17 protein-coding genes are annotated in these 15,113 nt (G+C 31.6%); 11 read left to right on the plus strand and 6 right to left on the minus strand.

Annotated features, from left to right (window positions below; all coding sequences use genetic code 11):
* The first annotated feature begins 4 nt into the window (after positions 1-4).
* The 9 genes from ACFQ1R_RS10980 (at position 5) to ACFQ1R_RS11020 (ending at position 7,632) form a co-directional block, all read left to right on the plus strand.
* Positions 5-910: an AraC family transcriptional regulator gene (locus ACFQ1R_RS10980; RefSeq protein WP_379926218.1), complete on the plus strand. Its 906-nt coding sequence runs from the start codon at positions 5-7 to the stop codon at positions 908-910.
* Positions 911-917: 7 nt separating this feature from the next.
* Positions 918-1,640 carry a ThuA domain-containing protein gene (locus ACFQ1R_RS10985; RefSeq protein ID WP_379926219.1) on the plus strand — a complete coding sequence of 241 codons (723 nt, stop codon included), beginning with the start codon at positions 918-920 and terminating at the stop codon, positions 1,638-1,640.
* A 35-nt stretch (positions 1,641-1,675) separates the two neighbouring features.
* Positions 1,676-1,828 carry a hypothetical protein gene (locus tag ACFQ1R_RS10990; RefSeq protein WP_379926220.1) on the plus strand — a complete coding sequence of 51 codons (153 nt, stop codon included), beginning with the start codon at positions 1,676-1,678 and terminating at the stop codon, positions 1,826-1,828.
* 58 nt (positions 1,829-1,886) lie between these two features.
* Entirely contained in the window at positions 1,887-2,921 is a 1,035-nt protein-coding gene (hemH, locus tag ACFQ1R_RS10995) for a ferrochelatase (RefSeq protein ID WP_379926221.1), read from the plus strand.
* Complete coding sequence (locus ACFQ1R_RS11000; RefSeq protein WP_379926222.1) at positions 2,921-4,273, plus strand: MATE family efflux transporter; 1,353 nt, start codon at positions 2,921-2,923, stop codon at positions 4,271-4,273. Before hemH ends, ACFQ1R_RS11000 begins: the two co-directional genes overlap by 1 nt.
* Positions 4,274-4,275: 2 nt before the next feature.
* Positions 4,276-4,824, plus strand: a complete 549-nt coding sequence (locus tag ACFQ1R_RS11005; RefSeq protein ID WP_379926223.1) for a CopD family protein — start codon at positions 4,276-4,278, stop codon at positions 4,822-4,824.
* 128 nt (positions 4,825-4,952) lie between these two features.
* Positions 4,953-6,413, plus strand: coding sequence for a sensor histidine kinase (locus ACFQ1R_RS11010; RefSeq protein WP_379926224.1), 1,461 nt, complete (start codon positions 4,953-4,955; stop codon positions 6,411-6,413).
* Between the two features lie 6 nt (positions 6,414-6,419).
* Positions 6,420-6,845 carry a hypothetical protein gene (locus ACFQ1R_RS11015; RefSeq protein ID WP_379926225.1) on the plus strand — a complete coding sequence of 142 codons (426 nt, stop codon included), beginning with the start codon at positions 6,420-6,422 and terminating at the stop codon, positions 6,843-6,845.
* A gap of 4 nt (positions 6,846-6,849) precedes the next feature.
* On the plus strand, positions 6,850-7,632 hold the full coding sequence (locus ACFQ1R_RS11020; protein ID WP_379926226.1) for an enoyl-CoA hydratase/isomerase family protein: 783 nt from the start codon (positions 6,850-6,852) through the stop codon (positions 7,630-7,632).
* A gap of 105 nt (positions 7,633-7,737) precedes the next feature.
* On the opposite strand, the gene ACFQ1R_RS11025 is transcribed toward ACFQ1R_RS11020, so the two are convergent.
* The 3 genes from ACFQ1R_RS11025 to ACFQ1R_RS11035 are packed head-to-tail and all read right to left on the minus strand — an operon-like array spanning position 7,738 to position 10,129.
* The gene (locus tag ACFQ1R_RS11025) at positions 7,738-8,346 is read right to left on the minus strand and encodes an alpha-ketoglutarate-dependent dioxygenase AlkB family protein (protein WP_379926333.1); all 609 of its coding nucleotides are present in this window, start codon (positions 8,344-8,346) and stop codon (positions 7,738-7,740) included.
* 50 nt (positions 8,347-8,396) lie between these two features.
* Entirely contained in the window at positions 8,397-9,149 is a 753-nt protein-coding gene (locus ACFQ1R_RS11030; protein WP_379926227.1) for a hypothetical protein, read from the minus strand.
* Positions 9,149-10,129: a DNA cytosine methyltransferase gene (locus ACFQ1R_RS11035; protein ID WP_379926228.1), complete on the minus strand. Its 981-nt coding sequence runs from the start codon at positions 10,127-10,129 to the stop codon at positions 9,149-9,151. Before ACFQ1R_RS11035 ends, ACFQ1R_RS11030 begins: the two co-directional genes overlap by 1 nt.
* 246 nt (positions 10,130-10,375) lie before the next feature.
* On the opposite strand from ACFQ1R_RS11035, the gene ACFQ1R_RS11040 reads away from it, so the two are divergent.
* Complete coding sequence (locus ACFQ1R_RS11040) at positions 10,376-11,449, plus strand: PA0069 family radical SAM protein (RefSeq protein ID WP_379926229.1); 1,074 nt, start codon at positions 10,376-10,378, stop codon at positions 11,447-11,449.
* Between the two features lie 57 nt (positions 11,450-11,506).
* Here ACFQ1R_RS11040 and ACFQ1R_RS11045 read toward each other — a convergent pair whose 3' ends face one another.
* Together ACFQ1R_RS11045 and ACFQ1R_RS11050 are read right to left on the minus strand one after the other, a co-directional pair.
* Positions 11,507-12,115: a hypothetical protein gene (locus ACFQ1R_RS11045; protein WP_379926230.1), complete on the minus strand. Its 609-nt coding sequence runs from the start codon at positions 12,113-12,115 to the stop codon at positions 11,507-11,509.
* 255 nt (positions 12,116-12,370) lie between these two features.
* Positions 12,371-12,967, minus strand: coding sequence for a hypothetical protein (locus ACFQ1R_RS11050; RefSeq protein WP_379926231.1), 597 nt, complete (start codon positions 12,965-12,967; stop codon positions 12,371-12,373).
* Between the two features lie 571 nt (positions 12,968-13,538).
* Between ACFQ1R_RS11050 and ACFQ1R_RS11055 the strand changes: the two genes are divergently transcribed.
* Positions 13,539-14,411 carry an AraC family transcriptional regulator gene (locus ACFQ1R_RS11055; protein WP_379926232.1) on the plus strand — a complete coding sequence of 291 codons (873 nt, stop codon included), beginning with the start codon at positions 13,539-13,541 and terminating at the stop codon, positions 14,409-14,411.
* Here the strand turns inward: ACFQ1R_RS11055 and ACFQ1R_RS11060 are convergent, their stop codons facing one another.
* The gene (locus tag ACFQ1R_RS11060) at positions 14,412-15,065 is read right to left on the minus strand and encodes an HD domain-containing protein (protein ID WP_379926233.1); all 654 of its coding nucleotides are present in this window, start codon (positions 15,063-15,065) and stop codon (positions 14,412-14,414) included. It lies immediately after the preceding gene.
* Between the last annotated feature and the right edge of the window lie 48 nt (positions 15,066-15,113).

Here is a 15,113-nt window from a genome sequence, read left to right on the forward strand (position 1 = left end):
TAAGATGATTATAAATAACGAAGAAAAGTCTATAAAAAACAACGCTAAAAGTTCTTTTGAAGAAACATTAGTAGAAGATGGTTTTTTAGTTTTAGTTTATAAAAATGAAGCATCTGAAATGCAAAGTGTTCTTAAAGAAATACATAGCGATTATATTCAATTTCACTTTTGCCTAAAAGGATCGAGTAAATTTGTTTTTAATGAAGGTCGCTATCTATTAAACATTCTTGAAGAAAACTCGCTGTTGTTGTATAACCCACAACGCGATTTACCTATTAACCTTCAAGTAAATCCACATTCTTGGATAGTTTCAGTGTTAATTTCAATAAAAAAGTTTCACGGATTATTTTCCCAAGAAGCCGATTATATTTCGTTTTTGAATGAAGATAATAAAGACAAAAAGTATTATAAAGATGGTACAATTACACCATCAATGGCCATTGTTTTAAACCAATTAATCAATTTCAATCTCAATCATTCTATTAAAGATTTGTACTTTAAAGGAAAAGCTTATGAACTTTTAAGCCTATATTTTAATAGAAGTGAAGATGCTAATATTGAACAATGCCCGTTTTTAGTTGATGAAACTAATGTAATTAAAATACGAAAAGCAAAAGATATTATAGTATCTCGCATGGCCGAACCACCAAGTTTACAAGAATTAGCAGATGAAATTGGATTGACGCTTAAAAAACTAAAAGAAGGGTTTAAACAAATTTATGGCGATTCGGTTTTTAGTTTTTTATTCGATTATAAAATGGAAGTTGCCAGAAAATTGCTAGAATCGGGCGAAAATAATGTAAACGAAGTAGGTTTAAAAGTAGGTTATAGTACCGCAAGTCATTTTATTGCAGCTTTTAAGAAAAAATATGGCACAACACCCAAAAAATATTTAATGTCTTTAAATTAAATTTTTTATGAAGCATATACTAATCGCTTTTGTTGCTTTGGCAATGGTTTCATGTAGAACTTCCGATGCTGCAAAAACGCCAGATAAAATTCTTGTTTTTACAAAAACGGCTGGATTTAGGCACAAATCAATTGAAACTGCTGTTAAAACCATTGAAGCATTGGGTATGCAAAACAATTTTGAAATAACACATACTGAAGACGCTTTATTGTTTACTACCCAAAATTTAAAACACTATAAATTGGTTATTTTTCTAAACACAACAGGCGATATTTTGAATACTGATGAAGAACAGGCTTTTGAAGTATATATTAAAAACGGCGGCAGTTTTATGGGTATTCATTCAGCTACTGATACAGAGTATGAATGGGCATGGTATGGAAAACTGGTTGGTGCCTATTTTTTAAACCATCCACAGCAAGCGACAGCAACTATAACCCGTGTTGATGGCAAGCATCTATCTACAAAACATTTACCAGAGCATTGGGTTCGTTATGATGAATGGTATAATTTCAAGTCTATCAATCAAGATATAAATGTATTGTTGAATTTAGAAGAATCTACCTATGAAGGTGGACAAAATGGCGAAAATCACCCCATTGCGTGGTATCATGAGTTTGATGGTGGCAGGTCGTTTTACACAGGTTTAGGTCATACAAACCAATCGTATGATGAACCAGAATTTCAACAACATTTGCTTGGAGGTATTTTGTATTGCTTAAAACGGTAATTTTTAGTAGATTTATATTATTAAAACCATTAAAGATGAAGTTCTTAACCCCAGAAATAGAAGCATTATCAAAAAATGCAAACACAAAATCGTTAGCGCGTACCAATACATCTTGCGGTATTTTTCAAGATTGCGACTATAATGAAGAACGCCCAAAATTGTACCATGAGCAAAAACCAGAAAAATAATATTAAGTATTACTTGTTGTAAATATGATGATTGCAATTTCTATCGTATTTTTGTAGTATGAAAAAAGGAATCTTACTAGTAAATCTGGGTTCTCCAGATAGCCCAACGCCAAGTGATGTAAAAAAATATTTAGGCGAGTTTTTAATGGACGAGCGTGTTATCGATATTCCGTTTATAGCAAGAACAGCACTTGTAAAAGGCATTATTTTAAAAACACGCCCAAAACAATCGGCGGCGGCGTATAAAAAAATATGGTGGGAAGAAGGTTCACCTTTAATTGTTCTTTCTGAAAGGCTTCAAAAGAAAATCCAAAAACAAGTTGATATTCCTGTAGCTTTAGCTATGCGTTATGGTAGTATGACTATAAAAAAAGGACTTCAAGAATTGGTAGATAAAGGTGTTGATGATGTATTGTTGTTTCCACTATACCCGCAATTTGCTATGGCAACTACCGAAACCATTACGGTTTTAGCCGAAGAACTTCGTCAGCAATATTTTCCTAATTTAAAAATTGAATCGGTTCCTGCGTTTTACAACAAACCCGATTATATTGAAGTGCTTTCAAATTCAATAAAAAAGCATTTAGAAGGTAAAAATTTCGAACATTTATTGTTTTCATATCATGGTGTTCCAGAACGACATATTCGAAAAAGTGATGTAACAAAATCACACTGCAAAATAGATGGTAGTTGTTGCGCCACACCAAGTAAAGCGCATGAATTTTGTTACCGCCATCAATGTTTAGAAGTTACCAAATTGGTTGCTGAAAAACTTCAATTAAAAGAAGGTTCTTATTCAACATCGTTTCAATCTCGTTTAGGTTTCGATCCATGGTTACAACCTTATACCGATAGAACTATTGAGCGTTTAGGAAAACAAGGGCTAAAAAGTATGGCAATTGTAACACCTGCATTTGTAAGCGACTGTTTGGAAACGCTAGAAGAAATAGCTATGGAAGGTCAAGAAATTTTTCATGAAATGGGCGGAAACCATTTTACAACCGTACCGTGTTTAAATGATGATGATGCTTGGGTAACATTGCTTTCAAAATGGATAAAAGCATGGGAATCTTCTAAAACAGAAACGGTATAATGGCTAAAGTATCTGCTCAAGATTTAGGTTCGCAACCTATTGGTAAAATTTTAATAAAACAAGCGGTTCCAGCATCTATTGGTATTTTGGTTATGTCGCTTAATATTTTGGTAGATACTATTTTTGTAGGTCATTGGATAGGTTCCACAGCTATAGCCGCTATAAATGTAGTATTGCCCGTATCTTTTTTTATTGCTGCCTTAGGTATGGCAATTGGTATTGGTGGTTCATCTATTATATCAAGAGCATTAGGCGCTAATAGTAAAGATAAAGCACTTAAAACGTTTGGTAATCAAATAACCTTAACATTATTACTAACAATTACTTTAGTAGCGGTAGGCTTGTATTTTGCAGACGCAATTATTTTATCGTTTGGCGGCAAAGGAGCAATTTTTGAACCTGCTAAAATTTACTATACCATTGTATTATATGGCGTACCATTTTTAGCATTAAGCATGATGGGAAATACCGTTATTAGGGCAGAAGGCAAACCTAAATTTGCTATGTATGCGATGATGATTCCATCGGTAAGCAACTTGCTTTTAGATTATATTTTTATAAATGTTTTAGGTTATGGTATGGAAGGTGCTGCATGGGCAACATCTATTTCGTACATATTATGTTTCATTTTTATTATTTGGTTTTTTGTTTCAAAACATTCCGAATTAAAAATAAAGCCATCACATTTTGGGTTAAATCCTGCAATTGTATCAGAAATTAGTTCTTTAGGTTTTGTTACCTTAGCTAGACAAGCTGTAGTGAGTGTTACCTATTTGTTTATGAATAATATTTTATTCAATTTAGGTGGCGAAATATCGGTAACAGCGTATGCTATTGTAGGTAGAATGCTCATGTTTGCTATGTTTCCTGTGTTGGGCATTACACAAGGTTTTTTGCCTATTGCAGGCTTTAATTATGGTGCACAAAATTATGATAGGGTTAGAGAAAGCATCAATAAAGCTATTATATATGCAACCATATTATCAACGTGTATATTTTTAGTTTTAATGGTTTTTCCCGAAGCCATAACCCGCATGTTCACTACCGATTTGGACGTTATTCAACAAACGCCAAACGATATGCGTTGGGTATTTGCCGCAACACCAATAATAGCAATACAGCTTATTGGTGCAGCCTATTTTCAATCTATTGGTAAAGCAATTCCAGCGTTACTATTAACCTTAACACGCCAAGGGTTTTTCTTTATACCATTAATTTTAATATTGCCACAATTTTATGGCGAATTAGGTGTTTGGATCTCATTTCCAATTTCCGATGTACTTTCAACTATCGTAACCGCTTATTTTTTGAATAGAGAAGTAAAAACGACATTAATAAATCAACCTGTTTAGTTATGGAATACTACAACTATATAAAATCATTCCATCTTATTTTTGTAATCACTTGGTTTGCAGGGTTGTTTTATATTCCAAGGTTGTTTGTTTATCAAATTGAAGCATTCCATAAACCATCACCCGATAAAGAAATTTTAGGAAAACAACTAAAACTAATGGCAAAACGCCTGTGGTTCATCATCACATGGCCATCAGCCATATTAGCAACTATTTTCGCCATTTGGTTGCTCATTTTACAACCCTTTTGGTTACAACAACCGTGGATGCACGTAAAATTAGCATTCGTTTTTTTACTCTTCATTTATCACTTAAAAACGCACCAATACTACAAACAATTACAAAACGATGTTGTTAAAAAAACATCTAGTTTCATGCGTATCTGGAACGAAGGTGCAACATTTATTTTATTTGCTGTTGTGTTTTTAGTAATACTAAAAAGCGCCATCAATTGGGTTTGGGGTGTAGTAGGCATACTCGTTTTGGGCGTTTTAATTATGTTAGGGTTCAAAATTTATAAAAACATCCGAAGTAAAAATCCAGAAGCCTAATTAAAAATTCAATTTTTAAGCACTAAAATCCAATAGATACTGTTTGGAATTTGGAATTTATTTTTTTTGAAATTTTCCCTTGCTGTCTTTGGTTCAATTATTGCTATATTTATTGAATTGAAAATAGAATGAAGCTTAAAAAACTCTCTTTACGAACCCGTATATTTTTAGCCATGATACTTTTGGTATTATTGGCATCCATACTTATTTCATTAGTAGCCGTTTACCAATATAAAGAGCAAAGTGAAGATTACCATACCGATCGCTTAGAACGTAAAGAAGAAAACATTCAAACTCATTTAAAACGGGTGTTGAATGGCAGACAAAATACTTGGGAAGTTAAAACCGAAAACATTCCCATTATATTCAAAGAAGAAGTTTATAATATTGCAGATATACACAAACTTCAAATTAATTTATACGATTTAGAAGGGTCGTTACTCGTATCTTCAAGAGCAGGTTTGCAAAATAATGCAGCAGATCAATGTTTAGACGCCGAAATTTTAAACGCCATTTCCAATACAGCAGTGCATCGCTATGTAGATAAACGCGTTGAAAATGGTGAAACATTTCAATCATCATACACTTATCTTATCGACCAAAAATCGAAATCAATAGCCATATTAAATTTACCTTATTTAGAGAAAGATGATTTTCTAACAAAAGAGCTTCAAGAGTTTTTAAAACGTATCGCCTTTGCCTTTATGTTTGTATTGCTTATGGCAATTGTAATAGCGTTTTTGTTATCAAAATACATTACAAAATCTTTAAAGGCAATAAGCGATAAAATTAATACAACCCGATTAGAAAAACGCAATCAAAAAATTGTGGTTGATGATACCAGCGAAGAAATTTCAACCTTAGTAAGTTCGTACAATAGTATGATTGATGAACTTGAAGAAAGTGCCATACAATTAGCCAGAAGCGAGCGAGAACAGGCATGGCGCGAAATGGCTAAACAAGTAGCACACGAAATAAAAAACCCATTAACACCTATGCGTTTAACAGTACAAAACTTTCAGCGCAAATTTGACCCACAAGATGAAAATATTCATTTAAAATTAGATGAATACAGTAAAACCTTAATACAACAAATAGACACTATGAGTTCTATTGCATCGGCGTTTTCAAATTTTGCAAAAATGCCAGCGCAACAAAATGAAACTCTAAATGTGGTTAATATTGTTAGGTTAGCACTCGAAATTTTTAATGAAGATTACATAGTTTTTTCAGCAGAAAAAGAAGAAATTATAGCAAAATTAGATAGAACACAATTAATACGCGTAGTTACAAACTTGGTTAAAAATGCTATTCAAGCCATGCCAGAAAACGAAATTCCTAGAATAGATATTAAGGTTTCAACCGTTGAAAACAATGTGGTTATTACGGTTGCCGATAATGGTTCGGGCGTATCAGAAGAAAACATAGATAAAGTATTTGAGCCTAAATTTACCACCAAAACTAGTGGTATGGGACTTGGTTTAGCCATGGTAAAAAACATAGTAGAAACCTATAAAGGAAGCATAACATTTGAATCAAAAAAAGATGTTGGAACTACGTTTAAAGTAGCCTTCCCTAAAGAAAATTAACCAGTCATGAAAACTCTTTTTTTTAGTGTATGTTTTTTTATTTGCATCAAAGTATCAGCACAATCGGGTGTGTATGTTTTAGATTATACTCAAAATGCCGATGGTACAAAAATTAAATGGACACTTTCATTAAATCAAGATGGTACATTCCTATATCACTTTTTAAGAGATCTTTCGGCTGTTTCAAAAGCAAATACCGAAGAAAATTTTTACGGAAAAGGAATCTGGACAGTGGATAAAAATCTAATCTTTTTAACTACAAATAAAGAAACAGATTTAGACGAAAAGTATACTATGGATTTTACCAACTCAAAAGCGAGATATACAACAAAATTGCCAAGAGATACTTCAAATAAAGTTGTAAAAACGTCTTTACGATTTTATGAATCGGATATCTTTCACATAAAAGGATTAGAATTATTTAAAGAATAAAATTATGAATTTCAATAACATACTATTTGAAACCGAAAATGGCATAACAACCATAACCATTAATCGACCAAATAAATTAAATGCCTTAAATATTGAAACTATTGAAGAGTTGCACAACGCCTTTAAAAAAGCCGAAAAGGATAAAGAAACCAAAGTAATTATAGTTACCGGTAGTGGTGAAAAAGCATTTGTTGCTGGCGCAGATATTAGTGAATTTGCTAATTTTTCGGTAGAAGAAGGTAAACAACTAGCTTTAAAAGGACAAACCATTTTGTTCGATTTTGTTGAAAATTTAGCAAAACCCGTTATTGCAGCTGTAAATGGTTTTGCACTTGGTGGTGGTTTAGAATTGGCTATGGCATGCCATTTTAGGGTAGCAAGCGATAATGCTAAAATGGGCTTGCCAGAAGTATCACTTGGGGTTATTCCTGGGTATGGCGGCACACAACGCTTACCACAATTAATAGGTAAAGGTCGCGCTATGGAATTGATTATGACGGCAAGCATGATTGACGCTACACAAGCATTAAATTACGGATTGGTAAACCATGTTACAACTCAAGAAGAATTGCTTCCGCTTTGCGAAAAATTAGCAACCAAAATAGCTAATAATTCATTGGTTGCCATAAGTACAGCTATAAAAGCCATTAATGCTAATTATAAAGATGGTGTTAATGGATTTCATACAGAAATTAAAGGCTTTGGAACGTGTTTTGGAACGGATGATTTTACTGAAGGCACAACTGCTTTTTTACAAAAACGAAAAGCCAATTTTCCTGGTAAATAAGGTTTGAAAAGTAAAAATTTGGCTTATTCATTTAATGGTTAGATGTATTAAAAAAAGGATTTCATTCACTAATTTTTTTAATAGCATGCTTGTTAGCTGCTTATTTTATTCTTCAATTGTTCGGAATGTTAAGTTTATCCGCGAGGTGTTTACTTTTTTTGTAGGAGGCAATCTGTGAAGCCAATTCGTTTGAGTTTTACCTTTCATTATTAGCAAACTACCATGTTGTAAGTACATATCAATTTTTTCATTACTTCGTTTATGTTTAAAAGCAAACTTTCTTTCAGCACCAAAACTTAAAGAACCTATTGCGCCATCTTTTTTTAAATCTGCTTCACCATCGCTATGCCATGCCATGCCTTCGCTTCCATTATGGTACAAATTAAGCAAACAAGAATTAAAAGTTTCGCCTGTTTTTTGCTCAACAATTTCTTTCAGTTTAAAAAGTTCTTTTGTCCAAGGTAAAGCATGTTTTGTGGTATTAGAGTAGGTGTATTCAAACGGTTTTTCGCCATACCAAGCTACTTTACGTTTGGTTATTATTTTTTTTCCGAAAATAATGGCTTCATCATTACGCCATTCAATAGTTTTCATTAGTTTTTCAAAATAGGAATCTGCTTGGGTTTTGTTTAAAATAGTTCCGTAGTAATTAACCGTTCCGTCATAAGGAAGCCAATTTTTATTGCTATCAATTGTTGGGTTAAATAAGTCTATCATTCCAAATTTTATATTTCTGCTAAAACTAATTTTATTACGAATGGTTTTTATTTCCGTTCTACTGTAACCCAAGATTTTTCAAATCCTATAGCTTCAAGTATTTTTTCCTTATCTAACCTTTCGGGTTGTTTAATTTTTAAAATCAATGTATGTTCGGGAACAGGTTCGTGAATTGTAAATTGTGAACCGTGAGGTTGCCAAGTAAAACGTTTTGTTTTAGTTCCTTTAACAAAACCTTCTAAATTACCTCGTGGATTCCAAACAAAATCGAAAAGTTCAGGGTCATATCTGATTGTGTCAAATTCAAAAACAGCTACTTGGGAAAGGTCGTTTGATTTAACAAGTACAACAGTCCTTAAATTCTTAAATTTTTCACGAACCGCTGAAACTCGTTCGTTCCAAATTTCCAAAACTTGTTCGCCAACTCCATTTGGATCAGCGGTTGTGTCTATAGTTCCTCCGTAGGAATAAACAGGTGAATTTCTACCAGAAATTAAACGGACTTGTTTTAATTCTTTGAAGTCCTTTATATTTGATTTTACGGTTTTCGCTCCCCAAGCTGTGTTGCCAATTACAACATCATCAAGCCCAACATTTGATGGTTTCCAATCTGCTCCAATGCAAATTGCAAAAATCTGTTCCCATTCCGAACCTTCAAGGTCTCCACGACCTTTACTTGCTAAAAGATAAACGATTTCTTGCCCGAGTAAGTAAGGAAAATCCGAATTGAATTGGTTTAGTGGATAAGCAGCTACAGATTTATTGACTGTTCTTAATTTCGGTGAGTTGCGTTTTGCCATTAACTTGGATTGTAATTTAAATCATATTCTTTTAGTACGCTTGCTTGTTCTAGTGTTGTTGCAACATAAGGAAGTAATTTTTGAACAACTGCCTTAATCATATTTACTGGAACTGCATTTCCAGCTTGTTTTTTTGCTTGTGCATCACTTACAACAATTTTATACCAATCTGGGAAGCCTTGAAGTCTGAACATTTCTCTCGGTGTCAAACGTCTTTCTCCATTTACTAGCAAATAGTTATGAGAAGCTCCAGAACGAAGTGCACAAGAATAAGGATAAGAACAAATATTACCTGATTTGTTTTCGTGCCAAATTGAAGGATAATATGATGATTGGTGTTTCTCTTTTCTTTTTTCTCTTATAAATTCAGATGCAAAATACTTTTTATCAACTTTTGTTTCCAAAATTTCATTCAAAGATTTGTAAGGTTTTTCAGGATTTGGAAATGTAAACATAATTGGTTCACGATGTCCAACAATTACAACTCTTTCTCTTTTTTGAGGCAAACCATAGTCTAATGCGTTCAGAACGCTGTATTGAACGTGATAGCCTAAATCTTTCAAAGATTGAACAATGACTTTTAATGTTTTTCCTTTGTCGTGTCCCACAAGTTGTTTTACATTTTCGAGTATAAATGCTTTTGGTCTTTTTTTCTCAATTATTCTGGCAATATCGAAAAATAGTGTTCCTCTTGTGTCGCTCAAACCTTTCATTTGTCCAATGATACTAAAAGGTTGACAGGGAAATCCACCAAAAAGTATGTCGTGGTCTGGAATATCGTTTTCATTGATTTTGGTAATGTCTCCAAAAGGTTTTTCCCCGAAATTTACTTTGTAGCTTTCTTGAGCATATTTGTCAATATCGGAAGAAAACACACAATCAGGTTGAATGTTATTTTCCTCACACGCCTCCTCAAAGGCAACTCTGAAACCTCCAATACCACAAAAGAGGTCAATAAATTTTAGTTTTTCTTGATACATATTTCAAAGGTAATATTCTATTGGTAATGTTCTTTATCTAATTACACACAACTTTAATGATATGGGTCCGTTTTAATGAATTATATCAAGCGTTAAACGAATTTAGCTTTTTATTTTTTAAAAGTCAAATTTTCTTACTTATAGCTATTTTGTTAATAACCCGTTTTTGTTTTAACAGTTTTCAAGTTTAATAATTCCTAATTTTAAAGTGTTAGGTTAGTAGCCATCAATCTAAAACGTATTGTAATGAACACAAAATCAGTCATAAAAGGTCGTGGTGCGCAGGTAAATGTGCCCAATAAGTTTTTTGAACTTAGCCACGAAATGCGTGATGATTTTTTAGAATTTTGCCACAAAGAAGGCGAAGAAAGCGATAAAAATAAAACACTTTACTTGGAGGTGTTTCCTAAAACAATAGTAAACAAGGTTGAAAGTGTAGATGTTGGTATGGCATATTCCATGAATGTTTACCAAGGTTGCGAACATGGGTGTATTTATTGTTATGCACGCAACAGTCATGAATATTGGGGTTATAGTGCAGGTTTAGATTTTGAGCGCCGTATTTTGGTAAAAAAAGATGCGCCTAAACTTTTGGAAGCTTTGTTGCAAAAGAAAAGTTGGAAAGCGCATCCAATTGTTATGTCTGGTAATACCGATTGCTACCAACCAGCCGAAAAACAATTTGAAATAACCCGAAAATGCTTGGAGGTATTTTTAAAATACAAACATCCGGTTGCTATTATTACAAAAAATGCGTTGATTATTAGAGATTTAGATATTTTAAAAGAACTTTCAAAAGACAATTTAATTGGTGTAAATATTTCAATAACGTCATTATCAGAAGATACAAGACGTGTTTTAGAACCAAGAACAACAACCATTGCAAAACGTCTAGAAACTGTAAAAATACTAAGTGAAAACGGCATTCCTGTAAATGTGATGCTTGCACCTATTATTCCATCAATAAACAGTCATGAAATTTTGCCTTTGGCAAAAATAGTTTCAGAATATGGTGCATTATCAATTGCGCATACAATTGTTAGGTTAAATGGTGCTATTGGAGAAATTTTTACCGATTGGATTTATAAAACCATGCCAGATAAAGCTGAAAAAGTATTGCATCAAATTGAAAGTTGCCACGGCGGAACATTAAATGATTCCAGATTTGGCACTCGCATGCGTGGTGAAGGAAAAATTGCAGAACAAATTAATAATCTTGTTAGTTTAGCAAGGAAAAAATATTTTAAAAATAAAGGAATGCCAAAGTTAAACATGCAACTTCATGAGCAGTATAAAGATGGACAATTAAAACTATTTTAAACAAAAAAAGAGTGAACAATTGTTCACTCTCCTTCAAATTAAAAGATATTTGGTTAGTTATTTAATTTCCTCTATAAATGTATGACCTTCAGTGGTATATACAATTTTGTAATCGCCTTTGTTTTTACCGGTTAACTTGAAAATTCTATTAGCATTTTCAGTGTTTTTAATAGTTTCAGAATATATAAGTTCTGAACTATTATAAGTTCCATCAGTAAAATAAATAGCAATTTCTAAAGGCGCTTTGCTTAGCGATAATCTAGACATAAAAACTACATCACCTTTCACTCTAGTAACTGGTTTAAAAATGGTTTTTTCAGAATCTTTAATAAAAGTAACCGTTTTTGCTAGTACATTAAAAGGGATTGATTGTATCTCAACATCTTTATTAAGCTCAAACATGTAATTACCGTTAGGAAGCGACGTTAAATCGAATCCTTTTGTGTATGTTCCAGTTTGTAAAATAAGCTCTTTATATATTACAATACCATTATTATCTTTGATAGACAATAGGTTTCCTTGCTTTACATTGTTTAAAGTAAGAGAGGTTCTTTCAGCATCATTTTTAATAGTGTAAAATGGTGCTTCATTTGCGAAACTTAACAAGGTAACAAACATAGCTACCATTAAGAATCCTTTTTTTGAGTTGTTTAATACGTTTTTCATGATTTGGTGTTTTTAACGTTTTACAAGACAAAGATAATGTAGCTTTAAAGGTTTTAAAACATTGATATTGACCAATTTATGTGGTATTTTACCTGTTATTATTACATCAATTTTTTGTTAAATTAATATAGTATATAATGTGGTTAATTGAGTGAATTTGTTTAAAATGGCAAAATTTCAAATAGCTAACAGTAAGGCAAAAAAAAGTGAGCCACCACAGCTCACTTTACCAACTAAACTAAATAAGACATTAAACTAATTATTAATGAATGTTGTATACTCCTTGTTATTAGAGCTTATTGTTACTTTATAATTTCCTTTTTCTAATTTGTAAACTTTTTCAATAGCTTTTATACCTTCAACTTTTTCAGAGTATAATAATTCAAATTCGCTATTATTATCAGCATATATGCTAATTTTCATAGTTTCTAAATTTGGAGCTAGTTTGCTAATAAATAGCATATTGTTTTTTTGTTTAACATAAGGTTTAAAAGTTGTAGTTTCTAAATCTTTGTTTACAAAAACGGCATTTGACTTTACAGTAAAAGGAATTGTGTTTGTTTCTAAATCTTTGTCTAATTCAAAAACATAATCGCCATTTGGCAGTGATGTAAAATTAAACCCTTTAGAGTAAATTCCAGATTTTTGAATTTCTTCAGTATATAGTACAATACCATTTTCATCTTTAATAGAAAATTTATCACCTTGCTTTACATTATTTAAAGTAAGAGATGTTCTTTTTGCATCACTTTTAAATGTGTAAAAAGATGCTTCATTTGCGAAACTTAACAAGGTAGCAAACATAGTTACCATTAAGAATCCTTTTTTTGAGTTGTTTAATACGTTTTTCATGATTTGGTGTTTTTAACGTTTCACAAGGCAAAGATATGATGAGATTACGCGTAAGAAAACATTTATATTGACTAATTTATATGCTATTTTATCAGTTATTAAAACATCAAATAAATGTTAAGTTAAAATAGCATATATTGCTGTTAATTTATCACACTCAACTAAAAGAAGCTTGTTTTGTGTAAGAATAAATAAAAAAGAATAATTTAAAAATAGAGCAAAAAAAAAGTGAGCCACCACAGCTCACTTTACCAACTAAACTAAATAAGACATTAAACTAATTATTAATGAATTTTGTTACTCTGTTTTAAAGAATTATATTATATAGTATTTAACTTTTCTAATTTTTGGTTGAAGTATTTTTGATTGTTATAATCTCTAAACTTTCAACATTACAAATATATGCTGGTTTTAAAACTTATAAAGCATCAAATTTGACCAATTTATATGCTATATTAACTGTTAATTAAATGTTAAATGAATGTTATGTTAAAATAACACACATTTAAGGCAATAGAATACATATTATGAAAATAATATGTTGTAATTTTGTTTTAATAAAAAATTTGTTATGATTAATAAAAAACCAACTTTTAGGAAACTTACCCCGAGTTTCGGAAGTTCTATATTAGTTAAACAACATGTAGAAACGATAGATAAGAACGGTGCATATTGGCATTTTCATCCAGAATTGGAGCTTATATATATAAACAAAGGGCAAGGAAAAACACACATAGGAAACCATTTATCCTATTTTAATAATAGTCAACTATTACTTATTGGGTCTAATTTACCGCATAACGGGTTTACCGATAGGTTAACTGCAAACGGTACAGAAACAACCATACAGTTTAAATCTAATTTTTTAGGCGACGATTTTTTAAATGTGCCAGAAATGTCAAACATCATCTCTTTGTTTGAAAGAGCCAAAAAAGGAATACGTTTTAAAGTTGAAACTAAGCAGAAAATAGGCCCGAAAATTGAAAAACTATTAGAACATCAAGGGCTTAAACGCGTGTTGAAGTTTTTAGAAATATTAGATTATTTAGCTACAACCGATGATTATAGCTTATTAAATGCTGATGGTTTTGCATTTGAAACCGAACCTCAAGACAGTGGTAAAATTGATATTATTTTTAAATACGTTAATAAAAATTTCCACAATCATATTACTTTAGATGAAATTGCAGATGAAGTAAGTATGACGGTTCCAGCATTTTGTAGATACTTTAAAAAAGCAACAGGAAAAACATTTACACAATTAGTAAATGAGTATCGTGTTGTACATGCTACTAAATTGCTTAATGAAAGCCAAAAAAGTATAGCCGATATTTGTTTTGAATGTGGTTTTAACAACTTTTCACATTTCAATAAGCAGTTTAACGAAATTACGGGTAAAAGTGCATCAAACTATAGAAAGGAAATAAAGTTAATTATTCAATAATTAAGCTTTACCGTTCCATTCATTATAAAACTGGTTAAGATATAGTTCCATAAAGTTATGCCTTTGTGTGGCTATGTCTTTTCCTGTTTTTGTATTCATTTTGTCTTTTAAAAGTAATAGTTTTTCATAAAAATGATTAATTGTAGGTGCTTTTGATGCTTTATATTCCTCTTTACTCATATTTAAATTTGGTTTAATGTTTGGGTTGTAAATTTCTCGGTTTTTAAAACCACCATAATTAAAACAACGTGCAATACCCATAGCACCAATAGCATCTAACCTATCAGCATCTTGAACCACATCTAGTTCTACCGATTTAAATTTTTGTACTTCATTGCCACCTTTAAAAGAAATGTTTTCAATAATTTGTACAACGTGCTCAATAGTTTTAGAATCTACGTTGTGTTTAAATAAGAATTCAAGGGCTATTTTAGGACCAATAGTTTCGTCACCATTATGGAATTTACTATCGGCAATATCATGTAGCAACGCAGCTAATTGAACAACTAACACATCAACTTTTTCATTTTTAGCTATTAATAAGGCATTTTTATAAACACGTTCTATATGAAACCAATCGTGTCCGCCTTCAGCGTTAGCTAATTGTTCTTTTACAAAAGTGATGGTTTTATTTATTAGTTCTGTTGAAGTCATAAAGTATATAAAAATAAAAATTCCTTTCGGTTTTGAAAGGAATTTTTT

Source organism: Mariniflexile jejuense, from assembly GCF_042675665.1.
Taxonomy (GTDB): domain Bacteria; phylum Bacteroidota; class Bacteroidia; order Flavobacteriales; family Flavobacteriaceae; genus Mariniflexile; species Mariniflexile jejuense.

Bases quoted from the DNA above. Each gene is read 5' to 3' on its own strand.
- ACFQ1R_RS11010 (WP_379926224.1), top strand. From the start codon at position 4,953: ATGAAGCTTAAAAAACTCTCTTTACGAACCCGTATATTTTTAGCCATG.
- ACFQ1R_RS11060 (WP_379926233.1), bottom strand. From the start codon at position 15,065: ATGACTTCAACAGAACTAATAAATAAAACCATCACTTTTGTAAAAGAA.
- ACFQ1R_RS11035 (WP_379926228.1), bottom strand. From the start codon at position 10,129: ATGTATCAAGAAAAACTAAAATTTATTGACCTCTTTTGTGGTATTGGA.
- ACFQ1R_RS11045 (WP_379926230.1), bottom strand. From the start codon at position 12,115: ATGAAAAACGTATTAAACAACTCAAAAAAAGGATTCTTAATGGTAGCT.
- ACFQ1R_RS11040 (WP_379926229.1), top strand. From the start codon at position 10,376: ATGAACACAAAATCAGTCATAAAAGGTCGTGGTGCGCAGGTAAATGTG.
- ACFQ1R_RS11000 (WP_379926222.1), top strand. From the start codon at position 2,921: ATGGCTAAAGTATCTGCTCAAGATTTAGGTTCGCAACCTATTGGTAAA.
- ACFQ1R_RS11055 (WP_379926232.1), top strand. From the start codon at position 13,539: ATGATTAATAAAAAACCAACTTTTAGGAAACTTACCCCGAGTTTCGGA.
- ACFQ1R_RS11030 (WP_379926227.1), bottom strand. From the start codon at position 9,149: ATGGCAAAACGCAACTCACCGAAATTAAGAACAGTCAATAAATCTGTA.
- ACFQ1R_RS11020 (WP_379926226.1), top strand. From the start codon at position 6,850: ATGAATTTCAATAACATACTATTTGAAACCGAAAATGGCATAACAACC.
- ACFQ1R_RS10990 (WP_379926220.1), top strand. From the start codon at position 1,676: ATGAAGTTCTTAACCCCAGAAATAGAAGCATTATCAAAAAATGCAAAC.
- ACFQ1R_RS10980 (WP_379926218.1), top strand. From the start codon at position 5: ATGATTATAAATAACGAAGAAAAGTCTATAAAAAACAACGCTAAAAGT.
- hemH (WP_379926221.1), top strand. From the start codon at position 1,887: ATGAAAAAAGGAATCTTACTAGTAAATCTGGGTTCTCCAGATAGCCCA.
- ACFQ1R_RS11015 (WP_379926225.1), top strand. From the start codon at position 6,420: ATGAAAACTCTTTTTTTTAGTGTATGTTTTTTTATTTGCATCAAAGTA.
- ACFQ1R_RS10985 (WP_379926219.1), top strand. From the start codon at position 918: ATGAAGCATATACTAATCGCTTTTGTTGCTTTGGCAATGGTTTCATGT.
- ACFQ1R_RS11050 (WP_379926231.1), bottom strand. From the start codon at position 12,967: ATGAAAAACGTATTAAACAACTCAAAAAAAGGATTCTTAATGGTAACT.
- ACFQ1R_RS11005 (WP_379926223.1), top strand. From the start codon at position 4,276: ATGGAATACTACAACTATATAAAATCATTCCATCTTATTTTTGTAATC.